Annotated in this window: 18 protein-coding genes; 11 read left to right on the plus strand and 7 right to left on the minus strand. The window is 44.5% G+C overall.

What is annotated here, in order from left to right:
- Positions 1-27: 27 nt before the first annotated feature.
- On the minus strand, positions 28-1,887 hold the full coding sequence (gene mutL, locus PLE34_RS07085) for a DNA mismatch repair endonuclease MutL (RefSeq protein ID WP_324555351.1): 1,860 nt from the start codon (positions 1,885-1,887) through the stop codon (positions 28-30).
- Positions 1,888-2,353: 466 nt separating this feature from the next.
- On the opposite strand from mutL, the gene PLE34_RS07090 reads away from it, so the two are divergent.
- Positions 2,354-5,302: a serine hydrolase domain-containing protein gene (locus tag PLE34_RS07090; RefSeq protein WP_324555353.1), complete on the plus strand. Its 2,949-nt coding sequence runs from the start codon at positions 2,354-2,356 to the stop codon at positions 5,300-5,302.
- Between the two features lie 137 nt (positions 5,303-5,439).
- Here PLE34_RS07090 and gldG read toward each other — a convergent pair whose 3' ends face one another.
- The gene (gldG, locus tag PLE34_RS07095; RefSeq protein ID WP_324555355.1) at positions 5,440-7,167 is read right to left on the minus strand and encodes a gliding motility-associated ABC transporter substrate-binding protein GldG; all 1,728 of its coding nucleotides are present in this window, start codon (positions 7,165-7,167) and stop codon (positions 5,440-5,442) included.
- A 129-nt stretch (positions 7,168-7,296) separates the two neighbouring features.
- Positions 7,297-8,016, minus strand: coding sequence for a gliding motility-associated ABC transporter permease subunit GldF (gene gldF / locus PLE34_RS07100; protein WP_324555356.1), 720 nt, complete (start codon positions 8,014-8,016; stop codon positions 7,297-7,299).
- A 163-nt stretch (positions 8,017-8,179) separates the two neighbouring features.
- Here gldF and PLE34_RS07105 point away from each other — a divergent pair, with 163 nt between their 5' ends.
- The 5 genes from PLE34_RS07105 to PLE34_RS07125 all read left to right on the plus strand — a co-directional run bounded on the left by PLE34_RS07105 (position 8,180) and on the right by PLE34_RS07125 (position 15,052).
- A complete protein-coding gene (locus PLE34_RS07105; protein WP_324555358.1) occupies positions 8,180-10,306 on the plus strand; it encodes a T9SS type A sorting domain-containing protein in 2,127 nt (708 codons plus the stop codon).
- Positions 10,307-10,424: 118 nt separating this feature from the next.
- The gene (locus PLE34_RS07110; protein WP_324555360.1) at positions 10,425-11,432 is read left to right on the plus strand and encodes a PfkB family carbohydrate kinase; all 1,008 of its coding nucleotides are present in this window, start codon (positions 10,425-10,427) and stop codon (positions 11,430-11,432) included.
- 112 nt (positions 11,433-11,544) lie between these two features.
- Positions 11,545-12,207, plus strand: coding sequence for a beta/alpha barrel domain-containing protein (locus PLE34_RS07115; protein ID WP_324555362.1), 663 nt, complete (start codon positions 11,545-11,547; stop codon positions 12,205-12,207).
- 64 nt (positions 12,208-12,271) lie between these two features.
- Entirely contained in the window at positions 12,272-13,666 is a 1,395-nt protein-coding gene (gene uxaC / locus PLE34_RS07120) for a glucuronate isomerase (protein ID WP_324555364.1), read from the plus strand.
- A 24-nt stretch (positions 13,667-13,690) separates the two neighbouring features.
- Positions 13,691-15,052 (plus strand): MFS transporter, encoded by a 1,362-nt coding sequence (locus tag PLE34_RS07125; RefSeq protein WP_324555366.1) that lies wholly within the window; start codon positions 13,691-13,693, stop codon positions 15,050-15,052.
- A gap of 82 nt (positions 15,053-15,134) precedes the next feature.
- Here PLE34_RS07125 and PLE34_RS07130 read toward each other — a convergent pair whose 3' ends face one another.
- Positions 15,135-15,539: a DUF4783 domain-containing protein gene (locus PLE34_RS07130; RefSeq protein WP_324555368.1), complete on the minus strand. Its 405-nt coding sequence runs from the start codon at positions 15,537-15,539 to the stop codon at positions 15,135-15,137.
- Positions 15,540-15,734: 195 nt separating this feature from the next.
- Between PLE34_RS07130 and gpmI the strand changes: the two genes are divergently transcribed.
- The 5 genes from gpmI to uvrC all read left to right on the plus strand — a co-directional run bounded on the left by gpmI (position 15,735) and on the right by uvrC (position 21,897).
- Complete coding sequence (gene gpmI / locus PLE34_RS07135) at positions 15,735-17,276, plus strand: 2,3-bisphosphoglycerate-independent phosphoglycerate mutase (RefSeq protein WP_324555370.1); 1,542 nt, start codon at positions 15,735-15,737, stop codon at positions 17,274-17,276.
- Between the two features lie 90 nt (positions 17,277-17,366).
- A complete protein-coding gene (locus PLE34_RS07140; protein ID WP_324555372.1) occupies positions 17,367-17,942 on the plus strand; it encodes an RNA polymerase sigma factor in 576 nt (191 codons plus the stop codon).
- Positions 17,943-18,010: 68 nt separating this feature from the next.
- A complete protein-coding gene (locus PLE34_RS07145; RefSeq protein ID WP_324555373.1) occupies positions 18,011-19,348 on the plus strand; it encodes a porin family protein in 1,338 nt (445 codons plus the stop codon).
- A 98-nt stretch (positions 19,349-19,446) separates the two neighbouring features.
- On the plus strand, positions 19,447-20,031 hold the full coding sequence (locus PLE34_RS07150; protein WP_324555375.1) for a hypothetical protein: 585 nt from the start codon (positions 19,447-19,449) through the stop codon (positions 20,029-20,031).
- A gap of 54 nt (positions 20,032-20,085) precedes the next feature.
- On the plus strand, positions 20,086-21,897 hold the full coding sequence (gene uvrC / locus PLE34_RS07155; RefSeq protein WP_324555377.1) for an excinuclease ABC subunit UvrC: 1,812 nt from the start codon (positions 20,086-20,088) through the stop codon (positions 21,895-21,897).
- A gap of 312 nt (positions 21,898-22,209) precedes the next feature.
- On the opposite strand, the gene porN is transcribed toward uvrC, so the two are convergent.
- From porN to porL, 3 genes are all read right to left on the minus strand, one after another.
- A complete protein-coding gene (porN, locus tag PLE34_RS07160; protein ID WP_324555379.1) occupies positions 22,210-23,262 on the minus strand; it encodes a type IX secretion system ring subunit PorN/GldN in 1,053 nt (350 codons plus the stop codon).
- A 56-nt stretch (positions 23,263-23,318) separates the two neighbouring features.
- Positions 23,319-24,842: a type IX secretion system motor protein PorM/GldM gene (porM, locus tag PLE34_RS07165; protein WP_324555381.1), complete on the minus strand. Its 1,524-nt coding sequence runs from the start codon at positions 24,840-24,842 to the stop codon at positions 23,319-23,321.
- Positions 24,843-24,918: 76 nt separating this feature from the next.
- On the minus strand, positions 24,919-25,680 hold the full coding sequence (porL, locus tag PLE34_RS07170) for a type IX secretion system motor protein PorL/GldL (RefSeq protein ID WP_324555383.1): 762 nt from the start codon (positions 25,678-25,680) through the stop codon (positions 24,919-24,921).
- Positions 25,681-25,695: the final 15 nt, after the last annotated feature.

Consider the following 25,695-nt stretch of genomic DNA (forward strand, 5'->3'; position numbering starts at 1 on the left):
CTGTAACCTGCAACACCTGTTTTCAAACTATCTCCCAAACATCCGCTCTAAATAATCGTTCTTAAACGCAATATAGGTGGGGTTTCCGGAAGCGGTAATATTGGGCTGATCGCAGGCAAACAATTCCTCCGCCAATGCCTTCATCTCCTTTTGTGCAAGGTAACGGCCGGGCTTTACCGCATGTTGCCATGCAATGCTGCGTATGAGCTTCTCCCGTTTGGAAAATTTTACGTCGCTGTTAAAATGCTTGTATTGCTCCAGCATTTGCTCAATCGCTACTTTTTCATTTCCCTGCTCAACGTCGGCAGGTGTGCCCTGTACCACAAAAGTATCTTTCCCGAAAAGTTCTATTTCATATCCCAGTACGTGCAGATCGGGCAAAAGATCCTGGAGCAATACGGCATCAGCCGTGGTAAGTGGTACGGTTAACGGAAATAAGCTGTGCTGTGTTGCAATGGGTTTCCCTTTGGCAGCGGTAACATACCGCTCATACAAGATTCTTTCATGTGCTGCCTGCTGATGGATCAATATAAAGCCCTGGTTGGTGGAAGCCGCGATATAGGTGGCGTGTACTTGCAGCAGGTCTGTGTTCTCCAGCAATTGTAACGGTTGCCCTGTACCGGCAGCATGCGCAATAGCTCCAGCCTGTTCATATTCAAACTTAACGGCAACGGCATCCTGCCCGGGTACTACTGTTTTACCGGCTTCAGGAAAAAAATCTTTCCAGTGTTTTAACCCGCTTTTACTTTCTATCAGGTGTGCCTGGTTTTTTTGTGTGAATGTATTGTACAGCGCCGAAGCCGCGGCATGCTCTTTCTTTTCTTCCGTAAATGGGCGGGCTACCGCATCTAACTGCTGAATACCCGGATCAAGATCAAAATTAAGGGTGGGCATAATACTGAATTGCGCCAGCGCGTGTTTTACAGCAGCCTGCACAAAGGCATAAATAATTTTTTCATCTTCAAACTTGATCTCCTGCTTGGTAGGATGCACGTTGATATCTATCTGCGCGGGATCCAGGTCAATAAATAGCACATACATGGGGAAACTATCAGCTGGTATCATTTGCTGGTAAGCGCTCATTACCGCATGATTCAGGTAGGCGCTCCTGATAAAACGGTTATTCACAAAAAAATACTGGTCACCCCTTGTTTTTTTTGCGATGTCGGGTTTTCCGGCAAAGCCATATACATTCAGGTAATCGGTGATTTCCTGCACATTTACCAGCTTGGCGGTATAATTGCTCCCCAGCAAATGAACGATCCGTTGTTTAAGGGAACCGCTTTCAAGATGGTATATCTCCTGGCCGTTAGCAGTAAGCGAAAAGGATATTTCCGGAAATGCCATGGCTACCCGGGTAAACTCATCAACAATATGCCGCATTTCAACGGCATTGCTTTTCAGGAAATTCCTGCGGGCGGGCACATTAAAAAAAACATTTTTCATGGCAATGCTCGTCCCCACCGGAAAAGCAACCGGCTCCTGTTTTTTTACCAGGCTGTTTTCTATCTCAATATAAGTGCCCGTTTCATCTTCCGCACGGCGGCTTTTGAGCTCCACCTGCGCCACGGCGGCAATGGAGGCCAGCGCTTCTCCCCTGAAACCCATGGTGCGGATCCGGAACAGGTCATCAATATTATTGATCTTAGACGTGGCATGACGCTCAAAGCTCATTCGGGCATCTGTTTCGCTCATGCCGCTGCCGTTATCTATCACCTGTACCAGCGATTTCCCGGCATCGGCAACGATCAGTTGTATTTCCGTTGCGCCGGCATCTACGGCATTTTCCAACAGTTCCTTTACCGCGCTCGACGGGCGCTGTATCACTTCGCCCGCCGCTATCTGGTTGGCAATATTATCGGGTAATAACTGGATGCTGTCTGACAAAACCTTTTAATTTAACCACAAAAATACGGTAAAAGGCCCGTCTTTGCGAGGCGTAAACGGATACTGGAAGTTAGCGCAACTATCCACGCGGAAGCAAGCCGCCTGAAGCGGAGCGGAGTAACAGGATAAAATCCGAAGTCGGAAATTCTAAGTTCAAAGCAACCATAAACCATCAATAATATAATCCGTATCCGCCATTGGTGATTACTTCAACTCTAAAAAATCATTACGCATCGATTCAGATCAGTTCAGGGTCTTATAATGACGTTCAACGCATTGCCTTAGTGATGAAAGGAACCCTATTGAAAACTCACAATGACGAGAGAGGGCAGGAACCCGCCTTCCTGAATGAATCATTCAGACGGGAACAACGTTTCGTTGGAGGGGGTGAGGAATTTGATTTGCATGAACGCCTCAATGATAATAAATTCGCCTGAGGTATGTATTACTGAACAATTTTTTGATCATGAAGAAGATACTCACGGCAATTGTTATTTGTTGTATAAGCTTATCCACCATCGCACAGCATATCAGTGAGCTTGATGAACAAGCCTGGGTAGATAGTGTATTCGCCACCTTGAGCAACGATGAAAAACTGGGGCAACTGATGGTAGTGCGGCTTTCTTCTATTGGCAGCGACCGTAAGGTTACTTTTTATGACGAGGCGGTATCGGAAGCCATTAACAAATATAACATAGGCGGTATTTGTCTTTTCCAGGGCGGCCCTGTTACGCAGGCTGAATACATTAACCGGTTTCAGGCAATGGCCAGAACACCTTTATTAATTTGTATTGATGCGGAGAACGGGCTGGGCATGCGCATGGACAGTGTAGCAGGTTTACCCCGGCAAATGATGATGGGCGCCGTGCAGGATCCGCAACTGATTTACGCGTATGGCCGGTGGGTAGGCGAACAATGCAAACGCGCAGGCATACAGGTAAATTATGCGCCTGTAGTTGACATCAACAACAATCCCAACAACCCCGTTATTAACGACCGTTCATTTGGAGAAAATAAATACAAAGTGGCCGAACATGGCATTATGTATATGAAAGGTATGCAGGATGTGGGTGTGATGGCCTGCGCCAAGCATTTCCCGGGTCATGGCGATGTGGCGGTGGATTCTCACTATGATCTTCCCGTAATCAATAAAACCCGTGAGCAATTGGACTCGCTTGAATTATACCCCTTCCGTGAAATGTTTAAAGCAGGTGTGGGAAGCGTGATGATCGCCCACCTTTTTATACCGGCAATTGATAACACGGCTAACCGTGCCACCTCCCTCTCGTATAACAATGTAACCAAACTGCTCAGGGAAGAGCTGGGTTACCAGGGGCTTACATTTACCGATGCGCTGGAAATGCAGGGTGTGAAAAAGTTCTTTCCCGATGGGGAAGCTTCGGCCGAATCGCTGATTGCCGGCAATGATATGCTATGCCTGCCGGGCGATATTCCGGCCAGTATAGAAGAAATAAAAAAAGCGATCAGAAGGAAAAAGCTGAGCTGGGAACAGGTTGACGAACGTGTGAAAAAAGTATTACAGGCAAAATACCGGCATGGACTGAGTCGCTGGCGACCGGTAAATACGCATAACCTTGTACGTGACCTGAATGCCCAAACGCCTGATATAACAAAATCCATTGCGGAAAACGCCATTACCGCGCTGCGCCTTGATGATCCTGTTATTCCGCTTTTGCCGTTGCGGGATATAACAAAAACAGGAAAAGAGCCAAAAGTGGCATACATAGGCTTTGGCATTAATAATGATAATGCTTTTGCCCGCCTCATGCGGGGCAATTATAACGCCGATGTTTTTTATTTTAGCTATAAAGAAGACGCTTCCCGCGTTACAACGCTGGCAGCATTACTCGAAACCCGGTATGATGCAATAGTTATAGGCATTCATCATTACAATCGCTTCCCAGCCGGTAATTTTGGTATCAGCACACCGGCCATACAATTATTGCAGCACCTTCAGCCACTCAAAAAAACAATCAGCTTTGTTTTTGGCAATCCCTACATCATTAAAAATTTCTGCGATGCTAAAAATATGATAGCCTGTTATGAAGATGATGCCATTACGCACCAGGCAGCCGCGGATGTGTTAAAAGGCGCCATCATTACAAAAGGAAAATTGCCCGTTACGGTTTGCGATGCGTTTCCTTCCGGAACCGGGATCAGCACCGTTACAGCTCCGGTTAGCTATGCAAACGGCGTGGATATTAACGCAGCAAAATTTAAAATAATAGATTCCTTAGCAACCGAAGCCATCCGGCAACACGCCGCCCCCGGCATGGCCATCATGGCTGTAAAGGATGGAAAGATCGTTTTTCATAAGGCCTATGGCTATTATACTTACGACAGTACGGAAAGAGTAAACTTAGAAAGCATTTACGACCTGGCGTCCGTAACTAAAATATGCGCTACCACCTTATCGGTAATGAAGCTGTACGACCAGGGAAAGCTGGACCTGAATAAAACCCTGGGCGATTACCTGCCCTGGGTAAAAGGTACCAATAAGCAAAACCTAAAAATTGATGATATCCTGCTGCACCAGGCGGGGCTTAAAGCTTTCATCCCCTTTTACCGCGAAACCATTGATATGGCTACGGGTGTTCCACTTGCGGGGTTTTATAATACCGCACAAACGCCGCAATACCATATAAAAGTTGCCGATACCATGTATATGCGCAATAGCTGGGAAGATACTATATACAAAAGAATATTAGAAAGTCCTGTTGGTCCGCCCAATAAATATATTTACAGCGACAACGATTTCATTTTCCTTGGAAAGATAGTGGAAGCGATCAGCGGCATGCCGCTGAATGAATATGTATACAGGGAGTTCTACCGCAAATTAGGATTAACCACTACCGGTTTTTTACCATTGCAAAAATTCCCGGAGCAGCGCATTCCACCTACCGAACACGAGCAAATATTCCGCAGGCAACTGCTGCGCGGCACCGTGCACGATCCGGGCGCCGCCATGTTTGGCGGAGTGGCCGGCCATGCGGGCCTGTTCAGCGATGCCTACGACCTGGCAGTGATGATGCAGATGCTGCTGGAGGGAGGGAAGTTCAACGGATACTATTTCTTTTCACCCGAAACCATCAAATTGTTTACAGCTTATAGCAGCAAAATAAGCCGGCGGGCGCTGGGCTTTGATAAGCCGGAAAAAGACAATGCCATTAGCAAAGAGCCATATCCATGCAGGTATGCCTCACCGTTAACATTCGGACATACGGGCTATACAGGCACCTGCGTGTGGGTAGATCCGAAGCATAACCTTACTTTTATTTTCCTGAGCAACCGCGTAAACCCTGAAGGCGGAACAAACGTAAAGCTGTACCGGCTGAATACGAGGACCAATATACAGGATGCGATATATAAAGCGGTTACAGAAAACGGGAAGTAGAAAGATTGGAGATTGGTGAATATTGAAATGAAAGAGCATAGGGTTGCCAAACCTGCCTGCCGGGGTAAAGGCAACACAGGTTAAATTTTCACTTCAATTATTTTTGACTTTCAAAGAAAATATACCATCTGTCGGATTCAGTATTTCCGGTAGCTTTTTTGTCCCGCGTACCTTCTTTTATTAACCGCAGCATATATCAACGCAAACAATATCACCAGCACAACCGGCAACATAATATTAATCGCCTGCCAAAAGGATCGGCTTTCATCCACCTGCTTTTTATCTAACAGCCGGAGGGTATAATCCTTGCCCCTGGTTTCGAGGATCCCCGGGTTGCCCACTAAGTATTCCATACAATTGAGAAAAAATTCTTTATTGGCATACTGGTAATGGGTAAACGGGTTTTCACCCATTTGCAAGGGTCCCTTTTCCTGCGAAACAAAATTAGTTACCATATCGCCATCCGATATCACGATCATTTTATTACTGCTATCGGCAACCGGTTGAAAAGGACTGTTATAAATATCCGTCAAACTGTCTTTTGCACCCGAAGTAATACGGTTCGTAAACAGGGAACTGAATTTACCTTCAAGCAATACCGCCACAGGCATATGAACGGCTGTAAAGGCTTTCATATCTTCTTCATTTTTCACACTGTTCAGCTCCACCATTGCCGGCGTGCTTAGTATCCTGGTATTAACTGAAGACGCCAGTAATATGGTTTTATCAATGCCCTCTGCTTTTATGGTGTCAATGGATTGCGGGAACTGCGACAGCACATAATCCAGGTTTTTGGAAATGGGATTATCGTTGGGTGATGATAACAAGGGGAAATACACCCAGGGCATCAACTGCAACTGCGGCCGGTTGCCCATTGATCCTACAGCAAGCGGAATTTGCGTACAGTTGAGGTCCTGCACCAGGTCGGCATTAATACGCACACCGTATTTAAACAACAGGTCATCAAGGTTCAGCCCTATCTCAAACGCTATAAAACTGCCCTGGCTGCGCTGCAGGCTGTCTAAGCTGGCATACAGCTTATCTATCATCCATACTACTTTGCCGCCCCGCATAATATACTGGTCAATTTTCAGCTTCTGCGCTTCACTGAAGCCGGTTTGCGGTTTCACGATCAGCAACGCGTCAAATACATCAGGTATAACCGGCACACTGTCTACAGGCAAAATACTGAACCCATAGTCAGGCTTTAATGTTCTCTCTATCAAATCATATACTTCATAGCGCTGCGGTTGTCCGTTACCGGTAAGATAGGCCACCACGGGAACCTTATCCCGTCTTATTTTATCAATAGCGCCGGCCAGCTTGTATTCTAATAAAGCTTCTGCATTGTTCAATGAATTGATGCCATCAACGGAACTTTGTCCCTGCAGCAGGTCAACAGCCGATACCCTGTCCTGGTATTCAAAAATAACACCGGGGTATACCAATCGCTGTTCCTCCCCTTCCCCCGCTTTCGTTCGTGCCCGTACGTTAGTTGGGTTAATGCCCATGCTGTGCAGGGAATCTATCAGCTCCGCTTTTAATGTATCGTGCATCCCCTGCCCCGGCTGCCGGAAAAAGAACTGGATATTACTGCCGCTGATCTCCCTGAACTCCTGCAGCATGTCGCGGGTGCTGCCGGCAAGCTTTTTAAATCCTGCGGGCAGATCGCCATCTAAAAGCACCGTAACGGTTACCGGCTCATCCAATGACTGCAATAGTTCCCGGGTTGCGGAAGATATCGTGTAGCGTTTCTCCGCGGTAAGATCAAGCCGGGCATGCCATTGCGATGCCAGCCAGTTGATCAGCACCAACCCGGCAATAACGAATATCAGGCTATAGGGAGATTGCAACAGTTTTTTCATCCGTATATTTTTTGTTTGCCGCTTTCAGCGGCTGATTTCTTTGCCGGATGCCTGCCTGGTCGGCAGACAGGGAACGCCTTTACAGATTATCCTATGTAAAAAAGCTTACGCTGGCGTTTCATGATACGCCTACCGGTTCAGTAATTTTTTTCGTGTAATAAACAAAAACAAAACAATTATGCTCAGGAAATAAATCATATCCCGGCTGTCTACAGCGCCGCGGCTGAGGCTGCGGTAATGAAAATCAATCCCTATCATTGCTATAAAATAATCCCAGCCCCCCTGCAGGGATGGAATACCGCTGACAGCCGTAAATCCACTGTATAAAATAAAGCAGGCAAAGGCGCTCGATAAGAAAGCCACCACGGCATTACTGGTAAAGCTGCTGCAGCAAATGCCGATAGCGGTGAAAGCGGCAGACAGAAAAAACAGCCCGATATAGGCGCCCGCTATTCCACCGCCATCTATACCACCGGTTGAAAGGCTTTTGATCGTAAGCACATACATGAACGTTGGCAGCAGGGCTATGGCAACAATAATAAGACTTGCCAGGTATTTCCCCCCAATGATCTGCCACTTGCTGAGCGGGCGGGTTACCAGAATTTCGTAAGTACCCGCTTTAAATTCATCGGCAAAGCTGCGCATGGTAATGGCGGGAATAAGCAACAACAGTATCCACGGAGCTATCTCAAAAAAAGTAGCCAGCGTAGCATAGCCGTAATCGAACAGGTTGGTATCGGGAAACACAAAAAGGAAAAGACTGCTGAGCAACAAAAAAACAATAATAGCCAGGTACCCGGTTAAACTGCTAAAAAACTGCCGGAGCTCTTTTTTACAAATTGCAAACATGAAATAGTTTATGCTGGATGATGGAAACGCTCAAAAATACAATTGTGTATTGACAAGCCTAAAATTATTGATATGTATTCAAAAAAATTATTAACTTTCTAACGCTAATCTTAAAATTCAATTCCTGTGCGTAGCTAATCTATCACGTAAAAAAGGAATACAAATGAAAAAACACCTGCTCACCTGCATCTTTGCAGCACCATTGCTATTGTTTGCACAGCAAACTTACACCTGGAACACAGCTTCCGGTTCCTGGACCGACCCGCTCAACTGGACGCCAGCACGAAGTACTCCCGCAGTAAATGATGTGCTTGAATTTTCTGCGAATGCCACCGTTACGGATATGCCCGCAACGGAAAGTATTGGCAAACTACGGCTGCATAATAATGCCGTAGTAAATCTTAGTACCACAGTTGCAAGCATTATTACCATTGGCCATTCAACGGTAGCCGCTCCACATTTTGCAGTGGAAGCCGGCGCTGCATTAAGTGTAACCGGAAATAATGCGGTTGCATTGAATATGGCAGCGGATTATTCGGGGCAAGTATGGGGCAGCATAGATTTTTACGACGGAGCACACCGGTTAACAGCGGGTTCTGTCGCATCACTCTTGTTTAAAAACGGGGCAATCTTTACTGCTAACACCGGGTTTGACGGCAACGCTTTTGGAACAACGAGTTTAAATTCGGTGGTGTTTGAAGGCGGATCACAATATATTAATAAAGCCGGAGGCAATCCTTTTGGAGCCACTGCGCCAAACGCGGTTACCATTTTTAATGCAGCCAGCATTTATAAATACCAGAGAAATGGCGTGGGCTCATCGCTTGCAGGCAGAACTTTTGGCCATTTGTATATTGATGGAAACCTGAATTTCAGCGGAATCGGGTCTTCAAGAGATTGCATTATTCAAAACGATTTAAGACTGCTCTCTGGGTTTTTCTCATTTAAGCCCAATACAAACGGCTCTCATACCGGCAACTTTAATATTTATGGCAATATTATATGTGAAGGCGCTGCCTATATTGATATAGGAAGCGATAATATGCCCGGTGCGGTACAATTGTTGGGTACCAGTCAAACCATCGGCTCAGGTGGAGGCACAGGCGCCATTACCATTAAAAACCTTACCATTAATAATAGTTCTGCCCAATTAGATCGTGATGCAGCCGTAACCGGTATATTGAATATGCAACATGGCATCATACAAACATCCGCATCCGCACTGTTAACCCTTGGCCCCACAGCCGGCCTTCAAACCTGTATGCACGATTACCATCATTTGTCCTATACAAATATGGGTTGCGACAATGCCTATGTAGAAGGCCCCCTTCAAAAGTTAGGCTTAAGCAATGCCGGTTTTGCTTTCCCGGTTGGATCAGATGGCAAGCTAAGACCGGTACTGCTGCATAATGCCACCGGCGATTTTACCGCGGTATATAAAAGAAGCGATCCTTATCTTGACATGGGCGCCGCTATGGGAGCGGGCATTCATCATGTTAGTCATATTGAATACTGGAACATTTCAGGAACGGGTAGCGCAAGTGTGGAACTCACCTTTTACGATCCTAACAGCGGTGGCGTAACCGATATGAACGCGCTGCGGGTAGCCCGTTATACCGGCGTTCAATGGGCAGATATGCATACCAGTGGATCTGCAGGAACACCCGGATCCAATGGTTCAATAACCAGCGGTGCAATAAACGAATTCGGCAGCTTTACCCTTGCCGGTTCAACCGCTTACCCCAACAATCCGCTGCCCATACTGTTAACGGAATGGAAAGCATACCCCAACAGGAATAGCATAGTGCTGCAATGGACAACGCCGGGTGAAACCCATTCAAAAGGATATGTTGTTGAAAAAAGTGCCGATGGAATACGGTTTGAACCCATTTCTTCATTCATTTCCGCTACTAACATTTATCCTTTTAACTATCAACTGACTGATAAAGAGCCTTTCTACGGCAATAATTACTACCGCTTGAGGATCATTAATACCGATGGGGACGTTTCTTATTCACAAACAATAACTGTTATTTTGCCGGATTCAACTGCTTTTATAGTATATCCTAACCCCGCCCGGGAAAAAATATTTATAAAAATACCTGCTTCAAGCAGCATTTCCACATTAGCAGTTGTCAATATAGGCGGTTCAGTTGTAAAATGGATAAATACCAGAAACCTTACAATTGTTAGTGTGGACATTTTGAACTTATCGCCGGGGTTGTATTATATTAAGAACATACACGGGCAATCTTCATTGGTTGTTCCTTTTATCAAGTATAATCAATAATAGCCCCAAAACCAACTGCAAAAAAGGCCTCCTTACAGGAGGCTTTTTTTATTGTCCGGCAAATCTTCGGCGTCTCCTTTCGCCGATTTGCCTTATTTTCGGCTCACAGATGCCGGTTATGAATAAAAAGATTGCTTTATTTGGTGAATACTTACTCCGACTTACTCCACCGCAGCAGCAAAAATTAGTTCAGGCCCAAACGCTCGAAATGCATTGGGCGGGTTCCGAAGCCAATATCGCGGTTTCCTTAGCTATTTTGGGAAGCCCATCGCTATATATTACGGCTTTGCCGGATAATGAACTGGCCAGAGCCGGGCTTTCCCAGTTATATAAATATGGTGTTCAAACCCATATTATGCGTACTGCAGATGGCCGCACAGGAACTTATTATTATGAAAGCGGGCAGGGCGCAAGACCGGGAAGAGTAATTTACGACCGGGAACATTCTGCTTTCAGTTACCTCAAACCCGGGCAGCTTAACTGGAACCCGATATTTGAAACGGCAGACTGGTTTCACTGGAGCGGCATTACCCCCGCGCTGAACCAGCAACTTGCCGATACCTGCAGGGAAGCATTGCAGGCTGCACAACAAAACAAGCTGATCATTTCCGCAGACTTTAACTATCGCAGCACCCTTTGGAAATATGGCAAACATTGCAGCCAGGTAATGCCCGAACTGCTACAGTATTGCGATGTGCTGCTGGCGGATGTTGATACTGCCAAGCTGTACTTTGGCATTGAACCCGATGCCGCCCATCTTGTTGAAAGTACTTTTACGCTTTTAAAAAAGGCTTTACCCAATGTAAAACACATTGCCATGACCATGCGCAAGCAGGAAAGCGCCAGCTCGAACCAATATACCGGCTACTTATGGAATGAAGGGAAAATATACACTTCGCAAGCTTACCATATGCAGCACATTGCTGAACGTATTGGGGCCGGGGATGCTTTTATGGCCGGGCTTATTCATGCACTTAAAACAAAAAGCAGCCTAAACGAAGCTATCGAATTTGCTACCGCCTGTGGTGTAATTAAACATGCCATTACCGGCGATTTTAATACAGCCACGAAACAGGAAATTGATACGGTGATACAGCAAAGCGGAAGTGGAAGAATTATCAGATAAGTAGTTTGTAGTTTAAAGTTTATTGTTTGTCCATTGTACCCTATACCTTATGCCTTACACCCTATATCCTATACCCTAACCCTATGCCTTTCACCACCCAAATTAAATAATTATGAATCCACAGCAAATAGCATCATTGGTACAACAAACAGGATTTGTTCCCTTATTTACGCATACCGATATAAGCATATGCCGCAATGTGCTCAAAGCTTCTTACGATGCAGGCGTTCGCTTATTTGAATTCACCAACCGCAATGCCAACTCATTTGATATCTTTATTGAGCTGCGCAAATATTGCAGCGAGCAGTTGCCGGGAATGGTGCTGGGTATTGGTACCATAAAAAACGCACAGCAGGCCAATCAATTTATCCGTGCGGGCGCCGACTTCCTGATTTCTCCATTGATACTTGAAGAAATACAACAGGTTGCCGCAGCGCATAAAAAATTATGGATACCGGGCTGCGCCACAGCTTCAGAGATCGGACTGGCCGAATACTGGGGAATAGATACCGTGAAAATATTTCCGGCCCGGCAATTGGGCGGCCCGGCTTTTATTAAAGCGGTAAAAGCCGTTTTTCCTGCCATGCGGTTTATGGCCACAGGCGGCGTTGAACCCACCGCGGAAGATATCGGTAACTGGTTTAAAGGCGGTGTTGCCGCTGTGGGTATCGGATCGCAGCTTTTCCCGGCAGAATGGCTGGCAAATGGCGAATATGCACTGGTAACCGGCCATATCAAAAAGATCATGCAATATATTGAAAAGGGAAAAACATAAATCCACGGTTAACCACTGAAAATACAATACCCGTCCATTTTTGCATCTGTTTTAATACGCCATTATGAAGCCTTTTCTTAACGAAGATTTTTTGCTGCAAAGCGCCACGTCACAGCAACTCTATCATGAGTATGCCGCAACAATGCCCATCATTGATTATCACAATCATTTGCCGCCTGATGAAATAGCAACCAACAAGCAGTTTAAAAACATTACCGAAATATGGCTAAAAGGCGACCATTATAAGTGGCGTGCCATGCGCAGCAACGGCATTGATGAAAATAACATTACCGGTAACGCCGATGATTATACCAAGTTTAAAGTATGGGCCGCAACAGTGCCTTATACCATGCGCAACCCGCTGTATCACTGGACGCATCTTGAATTGCGCAATCCTTTCGGCATCACCGCATTATTAAATGAATCATCTGCGGAGCAGATATATAACCATTGCAATGAAAAGCTGGCAACATTGCCGGTTCATGCGCTGCTTAACTATTTTTCCGTTGAAGCCCTTTGTACCACGGACGACCCCTGCGATGACCTGCGCTACCACCTCCAAATAAAGCAAAGCGGGCTGAAGGTTAAAGTGCTGCCTGCGTTCCGGCCGGATAAAGCCATGGCCGTGGAAGATCCGGTAACATACAATAGCTATATTGACAGATTAGGTATTTCTGCAAACATTACGATCGGCAGTTACCGGCAGTTGCTGGATGCATTAAAAAAACGTCACAACTTTTTTCATGATGCCGGCTGCCGCATTTCGGATCATGGACTGGAAACCATGTATGCGGATGATTTTACCCTTGCGCAATTAGAGGAAAGTTTTAGCAGGATAAGAAGTGGCAAAACACCCGGAACAGATGAAGTGCACCGTTTCAAATCGGCCACCCTCCATTTTATATGCCAGTGGAATGCAGAAAAACAATGGACGCAACAGTTTCATATCGGCGCTTTGCGCAATAACAACACCAGGCTATTGCAACGCCTGGGAGCAGATGCAGGTGTGGATTCCATAGGCGACTGGAGCATTGCTCAACCCATGTCGGCCTTTTTTAACCGGTTAGATAAAGAAAACAAGCTGGCTAAAACCATCATCTATAATAATAATCCTGCTCACAACGCCATATACGCCACAATGATCGGTAACTTCCAGGATGGCATAACGCCGGGTAAAATACAATTTGGGTCGGGCTGGTGGTTCCTTGATCAGAAAGACGGGATGGAAGAACAAATGAACGTGCTGAGCAATATGGGTTTGTTAAGCCGGTTTATAGGCATGACAACAGATTCACGCAGTTTTCTTTCGTGGCCGCGCCACGAATATTTCCGCCGCATTCTTTGCAACCTTATAGGTAATGATGTAGAGAACGGGCTGCTGCCCCATGATATAGCATGGCTGGGGAAAATGGTACAAAACATTTCTTATTACAACGCAAAGCAATATTTTAATTTATAGCATAACGATCGCAAAACCATATACATGACACAACCATTACCCAACCTGGAACAAACTGTACATGATGCATCCAATCCCAAAGGCGCAGGCCGGTACCGCTGGCGCATTGTGGCGCTATTGTTTTTTGCTACTACCGTAAATTATATCGACAGGCAGGTGCTGTCGTTCGTAATTGCAGATGATGTATTTAAACGCCAGATGCTTGGCCTGCCCGCAGGAAGTATATTCTCCCAGCAGAATAATGAAGATTACAATATCATCGTAAGCATGATTGATGCGGCCTTCAAAATAGCTTATGCCCTTGGATTTTTGCTCATGGGATGGCTCATTGACCGGATAGGCACCAAAAAAGGATATTCGCTGGGCATACTGGTATGGAGTATCGCGGGTTTGTTAACCGGTTTTGTACACACCGTAATGGGTGTAAGAGCCGTAAGGTTTGTTTTAGGGTTGGGTGAAGCCGCTAATTTTCCGGCGGCCATTAAAACCGTTGCAGAATGGTTTCCCAAAAAAGAGCGGTCGCATGCCTCGGGCCTGTTTAATGCAGGAACAAACGTGGGAATCATCATTACGGCGCTTACGGTTCCCTTCATTATTCATCACTGGGGATGGCGGATTGCTTTTATTATAACCGGTATACTGGGCTTTATCCTGCTCATCGTATGGCATTATACTTATACCAGGCCGGAAGAGAACAAGAAGCTTTCGGCAAGGGAACTCAGCTATATCAATAGCGATAATGAACCTGTTACAAATAAAAAGATTCCCTGGAGACAATTGCTCGGTTACCGGCAAACATGGGTGTTTATAACCGGGAAATTCCTGGCTGATCCTATCTGGTGGTTTTACCTTACCTGGCTACCCAAATATTTCGTAGACAATACCGGTGGCGACCACGAATTCAGCATCAGTACATTGGGTATTCCCTTCCTGATCATTTATTCTGTTTCCGATGTGGGAAGTATTTTCTTTGGCTGGCTTGCCAGTCGTTTCATGCACAGGGGCTGGTCGGAGAATAAGGCCCGGAAAACCACTATGCTTATCTGTGCTTTATGCGTGCTTCCTATTGCATTGGCCGCACAAACCCATAGCATGTACCTGATAATAGGGCTGATAGCACTGGCAACAGCTGCGCACCAGGGATGGTCGGCCAATATGTATGCCATAGCGGGTAACCTGTTTCCCAAAAACGTAGTGGCTTCGGTAACCGGCATCGGAGGAATGGCAGGAGCTGTTGGCGGGGTTATCCTGGCTTTTATTACCGGTTACCTGATCAACTGGTTCGGATACGCTTCCATGTTCATTATAGCCAGCAGCGCCTATATTTTTGCGCTGCTTATTATTCATCTTATTCTGCCAAAATTGAAACCGGTTGACACCTTATAGTAATTATATATTACAGGTTCCCCTTCTTTAGTTCGCTAAAGCCGGCAGGAAACGGAGCTTCTGGTATATGCCAGATTACCGGTTAGTTTTCTTCAAACCTTATCTCCTGGAGCACTTGTTGCCGGGAACGGGTTTTCATAAAAATAGTGGTTCTGAATGCCCCGTATTTCGTTTGCAGGTTACCTATACAAAATTCGGAACCGCTGTTGGATCCTTTGTGCACAATACGGAAGGCTTTAACGCCGTAGGAATGGAAAAAATCTTTAAGTATGATTTCGGCCTGGCTGCGGCTGTAGGTATTACTTTTGTCGTGAAGGGTGATTTCTACTATTTTATCAAAATAACTGGAGAGCTGATTAACGTTGCCGGAATTGATTGCCGTAACCACGTCATCAATGGAAGAGGAATAAGTGGAATCGGAATAATTGAAGGCAAAGCCTCCTACCATTAAAACAGACAAAAGTATCTTGATAACATAGTTTTTCATGGTAAAAAATTCTGTTCAGAAGTATCCCAAAAATGTGCCAGATTATGTATAAATGTCTCAAATGTTAAAAAAAATATAATTATTCATGTCATTTGTACCAACCGCCTGTCCTGCCCTGGTTAATGCATTGCATATTTCTCATTTTAAAAGCTCCGGTACAAACCCCGGAATTTTCAAATAGCCTACTTTTGCGCTATGAAAAGCAAAAAAGTAATCCTGATCATTATGGATGGCTGGGGCCTGGGCAAAATAAAATCCAGCGATGCCATTCAAAATGCTAAAACGCCGTTTGTTAGTTCGCTTTACAGCAAATACCCTCATACTACCCTTGTTACCTGCGGTGAAGCGGTTGGCTTACCCGATGGACAGATGGGTAACAGTGAAGTAGGTCACTTAAATATAGGCGCGGGAAGGGTTGTGTACCAGGAACTGCAACGCATTAATGTAGCCATCAGAACAGGGGAGCTCAGGAATAATAAAATTTTATTGGATGCCATACACTACGCTAAAACACACAAGAAATCACTGCACCTGTTAGGACTGGTAAGTGACGGCGGGGTGCATTCGCACATCAATCACATTAAAGCCATTACAGGCATTTGCCGGGAAGAAAAGCTTAATGATGTGTTTGTTCATGCGTTTACCGATGGCCGCGATACCGATCCCAAAAGCGGGCTTGGCTTTATTAAAGACCTCCAGCAACATCTTGCTCAAACTACCGGCGAAATAGCCACCGTTACAGGACGCTATTATGCCATGGACAGAGACAAACGCTGGGAAAGGGTAAAAATAGCTTATGACGCCTTAGTAAACGGCCAGGGGGAGCAAACCGATAACATTGTTCAGTCTGTAGAAGCTTCTTATACGGCAAATGTTACAGACGAGTTTATCAGGCCTATTATTAAAAGGCAACCGCTTCACGGAAGAGGGCAGATTAAGCCGGGAGATGCGGTGGTTTGCTTTAATTTCCGGACCGACCGTTGCAGGGAAATTACCGAAGTGCTAACCCAAACCGATATGCCGGAATATAATATGCATACGCTTCCCCTGGAATATACCACCATGACGGAATACGACAAAACCTATAAAAAGGTGCACGTTATATTTCAGAACGATAACCTTACCTACACTTTAGGAGAAATAATAGCCGCTAACGGGCTGAAGCAGATCAGGATCGCGGAAACGGAAAAATACCCGCATGTAACCTTCTTTTTCAGCGGTGGCCGTGAAACGCCTTTTGAAGGAGAAAAAAGGATCATGGCTCCCTCGCCTAAAGTGGCCACCTACGACCTTAAGCCGGAAATGAGCGCCTACGAGCTTACCGCCTCCCTGCTGCCGGAAATTCAAAATGAAACGGCCGATTTTATTTGCCTCAATTTCGCTAACGCAGATATGGTAGGGCATACCGGCGTATGGGAAGCCGTAATTAAAGCGGTGGAAACGGTGGATACCTGCGTGGAAAAAATAGTAACTGCAGGACTGGAACATGGTTATGCCATATTTCTTACAGCCGATCATGGCAATGCCGATTATATCATTAATGAAGACGGAACACCGAACACGGCACATACTTTAAACCTTGTTCCCTTCTTTATCATTGATAAAAGCTGGAAGGGGAAAATCAGCAGCGGTAAGCTGGGCGACCTGGCCCCTTCTATTTTACAAATGATGGGGCTGGAAATTCCGGCTCAAATGACAGGTAATGTGCTCATGGAACAGCCGCAGTTGACGCCCTAAAAGAGGTTATCAAAAATCAAATTTTTTCTTTCCCGGGCAGCACATTGTATCAAAAAATTGTCTAACTTACGTGAAATCAACATTGATTTCATGACTGAAGAGGCAATGCTCAAAGGCTGTTTACGGAACCAGGCAGCAGCACAGCAGGAACTATACTACCGCTATAGCCCTAAAATGCTGTCTGTTTGTTACCGTTACGCTAAAAGCCGTGAGGATGCGGAAGATATGTTGCAGGAAGGCTTTATTAAGATCTTTGGACAGTTAACGCAATTTCAAAACAGGGGCGCATTGGAAGGATGGATCAGGAAGATCATTGTTCATACCTGTATCAACAACCTGAAAAAAAACAGGAAGTTTACGGAAAGTGTAGATCTGATACATGCTTCAGGTGTGCATATCCGTGAGGAAAGCGTTCCTTCTATTGTGCAGGCGAAACAGGTGGTGGAATGTATCAGAATGCTGCCGATCGGGTATCGTACCGTACTGAACCTTTACGCCGTGGAAGGTTATTCGCACCGTGAAATTGCCATGATGCTTGATATTGAAGAGAGCACAAGCCGCTCACAATATACAAGGGCAAAAGCAATGCTGGAAGACATACTCATGAAGAAACATATTTTACCGCAGTATGCTTCAAAGTTAGAGCTGGTGGCTGTACACCCTTAATAAGAAAAGAAAATTTATTATATAAACCAAAGCTACTAACCTGTTATTGATATACCAAGGGACTGACTATGGAGAGAAATATTCATATAGATGAATTTGATGAATTCCTGAAGGAGAAGGCTGATCAATACAAGATGTATCCATCTGATAAAGTTTGGAACAATATTCAACGGTCTGTTCATCCCAGGAAAAAATGGCCGTACATTTCATTAACATTGTTGCTACTGCTTGGCACTGCCGTGCTTATTGATTATCACACACACAACCTGGCTTCTGTTAATAAAGTGCTTACTTTCAGCAGTAATCATTTTAAAAATGCTCATCCATCCACAGTTCCGGGTACTTCTTTAAATGAAACCGGGCTTGCGGCTCTTACTACTCCGGTTATGAACGATGCGGATAAGGCTATTTTTGAACCGGTATTCATACCTGATCCTTTTACTGAAAAAAAGATACAGGCAGTAAAGCCATCCCTTCACCATAATGACGACAACAATAGTGACGACAATAGCTATGCGGATGAAGAAGACCTTGAAATAACAGGTTCCGGGAAGCTACCGGATCATATAAGCACAGCGGGCATAGCCAAACCAAAATTTGACAAAACCGCGGATGAAGAAGATAAAGACAAAGAGATCAGGAAAGTGTTATGGGGTGGTGAGGCATTCAAAAAGTCAAAGTTCGAATGGCAACTGTTCTTCTCCCCTACGGTAAGCTACAGAAAACTTACCAGCGGCATTACTGAAGTTACCGATGTGTTTAAGGGCGTACCTTACAGCACTACTCAAAAAAGCACTTCAGTAAATAACTTAGTTACACATAAGCCTGCCGTTGGCGCCGAAGTTGGGGCTAATGTTATTTACAAGCTAACCAATAATTTTGTATTAAGAGCGGGGCTGCAATTAAATTATTCCAGGTACCAGCTCAGGGCTTACGCTGCCAAGCCTGAACAAACTACGCTTGCTGTTGTTTCCAATCCCTTAGGCACAGACTCTATTAATGTTATCTCTACTTTACAGAATTTCAGCGGCAACGGATCCTCCTGGTTCAATAACGAATATTTCCAGGTGTCTTTGCCGGTTGGCTTTGAATGGGGTGTACTGGGCAATTCAACTTTAAAATGGAATATCGCTGCCAGCGCTCAGCCGGTATATAATTTTGCCAACAATGTTTACCTGCTTTCCACCGATTTCAAGCGGTATGGCCAGGATCCTTCGCTTATACGGAAATGGAATATTAATGCCGGCGTAGAAACCTATGTATCGTATAATATGGGATCATTTAAATGGCAGGCAGGTCCTCAGCTGAGGTACCAGCTAATGTCGAGCTATAAAAACGAATACCCGGTTAAAGAATACTTAGTTGATTTCGGATTTAAGATCGGCGTAACAAAAACCATACGATAAGCGCTTTTTACACGCTGCATACCATACGGCTATTCCGCTTCTTCAAAAACCTGTTCCACTCCGGTTTATCCAATCATTTGTTTCATTATTTTTAGCAGATGAAAAAACAACTGCTCATTTTCCTTATAGCATTACCCTGTGTGCTTTGCAACTGCAGGAATAACACTACTGCGTCATCCGGCACAAAAGAAGATAATACCGTAGAAGCATTTTATCCTATCGGTAATTTTATACGCAGCCAGCTTATATACATTGATTCCATGCCACTGGCCGTTTTAAAATACACAACCATCAATCATGTTACAGACACTTCTATTGTAGACAAAAAAAACTTTAAAGCTATCGCGGCAACATTTATGACACCGGATATCGGCTCACCCGAACTAAAACCTCAATATGAGGAAACTTCCTTTATTGATGCCACACTGGGAACAATAACACTCACCTATGCCCCCAACAATGAAAAGGCCGTTATCCGGAAAGCGGATATTTTACTGAAGCAGGAAAACACCGGGGTAAAAACCATTTACATAGAAAAAAGCTTCCCGGGCATAGATAGCACAGTAACCCAAAAAATGCTGTGGACCGCTAACCGCGGCTGCCAGATTACCACACTTGTACAAAAAAAAGATCAACCGGAAGCGGTTACGCTTGAACGGTACGTGTGGGATGACAGGGATTAACCCCCCGTAAACCGCTGTCATTGATAATTCAACTAATTTTGCATCTGAATTACTATGACTACAGCATCCTTTCAGCAAATTGTGCATACGATACCCCTACAGCCGGGCATTTACAAATACTATAATGAAGAACATGAATTGCTGTATGTAGGCAAGGCTAAAAATCTAAAAAAAAGAATCAGTTCCTACTTCAATAAAAACCTCTCCAGCTATAAAACACATGAGCTGGTTCAGCGGATACATGGAATAGAGTTTACCATTGTAGATTCGGAGCAGGATGCTTTTTTGCTGGAAAACAGCCTCATCAAACAGTTTCGGCCAAAATATAATATCCAGCTAAAGGACGATAAAACCTTTCCTTATATTGTTATAAAGAACGAACATTTCCCCCGTGTTTTTCTTACCCGCAGAAAGATCAGTGACGGATCGGAATACCTGGGACCCTATACTTCCGTAGGAAAAGTGAGGGAACTGCTGGATTTTATCAGGCAAAACATACCCCTGCGCAACTGTAAGCTTAATCTTACCCCGCAGAATATACAGAAGAAAAAATTCAAGGTTTGCCTTGAATATCACTTAGGTAACTGCAAAGGCCCATGTGAAGGATTGCAAACAGCAGAAGATTACAAAGAAGGCTTATTACAGATAAAGAACCTGCTAAAAGGCAATTTGTCGCCGGTGATCAGCAGGTTCAGTGAAGAAATGAAGATGCTTTCGGAAAATATGGAATTTGAAAAAGCTGAAATGGTGAGAAAAAAGATTGAGCATTTGCAGCAATACCGGTCAAAATCAACCATAGTAAACAATAAGCTGGGTACTATGGATGTGTTTTCTATTTTAGAAGAAGGGAAAATTGCCTATGTAAACTACCTGATGGTGGAAAACGGCACTATTGTACAAACCAAAACCATTACCCTCGAAAAAAAGTTAGACGAAACGGCAACAGATGTGCTCGAATTTGCTATCGCTGAACTAAGGGATACCTTTAACAGCAATGCCCCGGAAATGATTGTGCCCTTTCCCATACATTATCCGCAGGAAGGCATTATCGTTACTGCGCCAAAGGCGGGAGACAAGAAAAAATTGTTAGACCTCTCACAAAAAAACGTCAATTACTTCCAGGAAGAGTTAAAAAAAAGAAAGATGCTCCAACTGGAAGGAAAAACAGATGCAGAGAAGAAAGCCATACTTTACCAGGTACAGAAGGATCTGCTTTTGCCCGAATTACCGGAACATATTGAATGTTTTGATAACTCTAACTTCCAGGGAAGCTTTCCGGTTTCGGCAATGGTGTGCTTTAAAATGGGTATACCCAGCAAGAAAGATTACCGTCATTTTAATGTAAAAACAGTTGAAGGGATCAATGATTTTGCTACTATGAAAGAAGCCGTGCACCGGCGGTATAAAAGGCTCGTTGCCGAAGAGGAGCCGCTTCCGCAACTGGTGATTATAGACGGTGGCAAGGGACAGCTAAGCGCTGCGCTTGAAGCCATTAACGAATTGAACCTGAATGGGAAAATGACGGTGATAGGATTGGCTAAAAATGAAGAAGAAGTATTCTTCAGCGGTGACAGGCAGTCGGTAAAGTTAGACTGGGGGAGCGACAGCTTAAAATTGCTAAGGCAGATCAGGGATGAGGTGCACCGGTTTGGCATTACCTTCCACCGTAAAAAGCGGAGCCAGGGAACTTTTAAAAATGAGCTGGAGATGATACCTGGTATTGGCAAGACTACTACAGACCTGTTGCTGAAAACATTCAGGTCGGTTAAAAATATAGAACATGCGCCTCCCGAAAACCTGATACCCCTTATTGGCAACGCTAAAGCACAACTTATCAGTGATCATTTCAAAAAAAAGGGAAAATAAACCTATTGCCCGTTCAAAATAAAAAGGGGCCAGGATAGATATCCAGCCCCGTTTTTAAAATCCAATATCCTATGAAAAACCGAGGTAAAGATACTGTAGCAGGTTCACATTGCAATACCCAAATATGGGTATTTTTATCAGATCCGGGTTAGCCATTTTTTACATAACCACCCGCTTTGTGTAATAACGTGAACAGGCGGCCAGACGCTCCTTTGTTGTGTGCCGACCGCATCCGGCTCCGTTCCGCAAAGCATTAAAAGCAAAAAAGGATTACCGGTTGGCAATCCTTTTTAAGCAAATATGTTTTATGAATTAATACGACCAAAGATCCTGTTCGTAATTAAAAATGGTGGTTTTAATATCCTCGCCCTGTAACAACCGAAGCACATCATCTTTTACATATTGCTTCAAATAAAGATCATACGGGTTGTCGAGTGTAGACTTAACTATATAACTTCCGAAGAAACGGCTTTCAAACAATTCTTCCCAGCTCATACGTGCTCCGTAGTTTTTACCATTATATACCTCAAATTTGGCAAGTGCAGGCCGCATATCGGGGTAGTATACCCAAAATATGGGAGCAGAGCCAATTTCCTGTCCGGTAACTTTATCGAAGTAGGTTTTTACCGGGGCAACTCCCAGTATCCTCACGTACATCCTGGAGGACTCTTTATCAAATACCCATTCTTCTTTAATTCTGAATTTGGTAATATCGTCCATATTAAACTCTTCGCACACCACAGATTCTTTCATAATCCCTTTTGACAAGGTAGGGTCTTTTTCCGTATCGGGCACCATTATGGTATCGCAGGAACCTGCCAGCTTTGAGCCGATCTGATCCAACGTCATGGGCGTAGTAAAGCGGTCATCTATGGATGCGTCAAAAGCCGTAACCTCACCACTTTTAATGGTATTGAGTAAAATGGCAATAAAACGCTGGTTACCATTATCATCGTCTGCTTTATACCGGAAGGGAAGGTTTACTTTTTCGCGGATATCAATCTCCCTCCACACTTTCTCCCTGTAAATGGCATCGTCTTCGCGAATGTTCTCATACGCCAGCGGTGTACGGTCTTTCACAAGGTTCATCTCTATCGCATTGTCGTTACGCAGTGATTTCCTTATGGTATCCATCTTTAAAGGATCCTGCTTTGGCGGCGCCTTTACAATCATGGTATCCTGTTTGGCCACACCAAGATTAGCGTCGGCAACATTAGCCTGTGTTTTCTTAGCTGTTGTTTTTTTAGCAGGTGCGGTTGTTTTCCGCGTGGTTTTTTTCCGCGGTGCGGTTTGCGCATCAGCGGCATTAACCACCATTCCAAAAGCCACTGCCAGCAAAGCGTATTTCGCAAATTTCCATTTCATGGTCAAAAGTGTTAAATAACTAAAACAAATGATAAAACATTATATAAACAGGCATATTACCTCAATATAAACGATAATGGCTTTAAAGTAATCGTTCTCCCGTCCGGCCCCCTGGCTTTGATATTATCAATATAAACGCCTCTTCCCGGTTTCAGGTTATTTACCAATGAAGCAGCGCTTCCACCCCAACGCGGACCGTTATTGGCAATAGGGTTGTAATCCGGACTGCTTAAATCGGCGATCGTATAGCTGACTACTTCATACAAAGCTTCAAATTCAGAGTTTTGCAGCACAGCCCTTACACCGCCCATTGCTTTAAACTGCGCAGTAGATACCTGCCCGCCTTCAAAAGTACCTACCATACCTGTGGCAGGAGGAAGATATTTTACGCGGAAAGCTACTTTACCTACCGATTTGCCATCTACCATTACATTTACGTTCGCCTCACCTGGCTGTTCGGGCTTAGCAATATATTTGCTTCCGCCGGCTTTTGAAACTCTTCCGTTACTGATAGAAGCACTTACTTTTTCACTACCGGCACCTGCGGTAATAGTCAAAGGATTGTCTACACCCACATACAATACATTCATTTTATCTGCCATTACGGCTACACCCGAAGGCTGACCAACCGTGTACTCAAACACCTTGCTGATGGTTTTTTCTTCACCGGTAGCCGGGTCAGGGTATTTAACATCAATATTCATTTTGTGGGGGCCCGAACCGCCGGCCGGCATTTTTACATCCGCCACCCCGTTAGCACCTACTGTAACCGCGTTACCGTTAATAAACACTTTAGGCATAACGCTGGCATTAAAGGCGCCTAACCCGGCTTTGATCTCTAATTGCTCGCCCGGCATCAGATAAGTAGCGTTAGCCCCGATCATTGGTTCAAACTTGTCGAAAATAACTTTTACATCGCCAATTTTCTTGAAACAGAAAGAAGCCACTTTGTTCTCGGTATTTTTAACATCATTTTGAAATTTACTGAGAATGGTAAGCGCTGCAATGGTAGGCGTCATATGAAAATAAGCAGCCGACCAGTCCTGGTTGGTGTTACCAGCCTGCGAAACCGGCTTTTCCGTATTGACAGGCAGGTTATGGTCAAACTCTTTTGCAATTTCGGGATCAATGGAAAGAATATCCTTTTTATACTGTTCCAGAGCCAAACGGAGTTCTTCTCCTTTTCCTTCGGTACCCATTATGCGGGTAGCCGCATCAAGGTTATCAATTTTAAAAGTGGTATCACCCTTTTCAGGATCATACCCGCTTCCTCTTTTTAAACCATCTTTTAAATTATCAATATAAACAGTCAGTTTTGCAGAAAGCGCTTGCACCTGGTCTGCCTTGGGCTTCCAGATAGCCGCTTTTTCGCGGGTTTTTGGATCTTCCAGGCTGGCTGCAAATGCATCATATATTTCTGATGTGGCTGAAGACAGCGTGCTGTTGGATTTTACCAGGCTGCTGTCAATCGTTTTAAAGGCATTAATGATTTCGGCAGATACGTTCAGCGCCAGCATTGCTGTAAGCACCAAATACATCATGTTGATCATCTTCTGCCGTGGCTCTTTAGGTAGTGACATGATTTTTCAGGATTTAATGTATACGAATCAAGGGTTAATAAGAAATGGATTGAATATTCAACCCATCCGTTCAAAATTATCTGCCCTGCATTGCAGACAGCATATTGCCATACACATTATTCAGACTTCCTAAGTTTTTAGCCAGTAAGCCAATTTGTTCCTGTGTCTTTTTAGCGTCTTCTACACTACCCTGCATGGTTTGTGAAGCCTGTACCAGGTTGCTGTAAAAGCCGTTCATCGCTTTTAAATGGTTATTCGTATCCTGTAACTCCAATTCGTAAATCGTATTTAAAGAAGATAAATTTTTAGTAAGCGTTTGTACCTGATCATGGAACTGCCTGGTAGATTCAGAAGCTTCGCTAAAGGTTTTTGCTGTATTGGCAGCGCCAAGATAAGCATCCTTAACTGTGTCTAATGCCTGGGAGGCGGCTTTTGTTTTAGCAGTATACTCACCGGTAACCGCAGTAATATCGGCTATATCAGACATTTTTTCAACCGTTAATCCAAACTTGCTGAAATTATCGCCTAAGCGTTGCAGATTGGCAGGGTTAATAGCTGCATCCTGCAACATCTTATCCATAGATGCCAGTGCAGGATTTCCTCCGCTAACAGCACCGCCTTTAAAAGCTTCCGCAATTTCTTTCATTTCACCACCGGGAGGCGGTAAAAATGCGTAGGCTAAAAATATTGCCGCTTCTGTTAAAAGCCCAACCGTAAGCATCACATCGGCAAAGGGTTTGTGAAGAATTTTGGCCCATGCGCCAAAAATTACTACTGCTGCGCCAACACACACTAAAACGTTAACGAGTCTTTCGGTGGATCTGTTTGTGCCTGCCATAAAAAAGAGAGTTTT

The sequence above is a fragment of the Agriterribacter sp. genome (assembly GCF_035445465.1).
In the GTDB taxonomy this organism is placed as follows: Bacteria; Bacteroidota; Bacteroidia; order Chitinophagales; family Chitinophagaceae; genus Agriterribacter.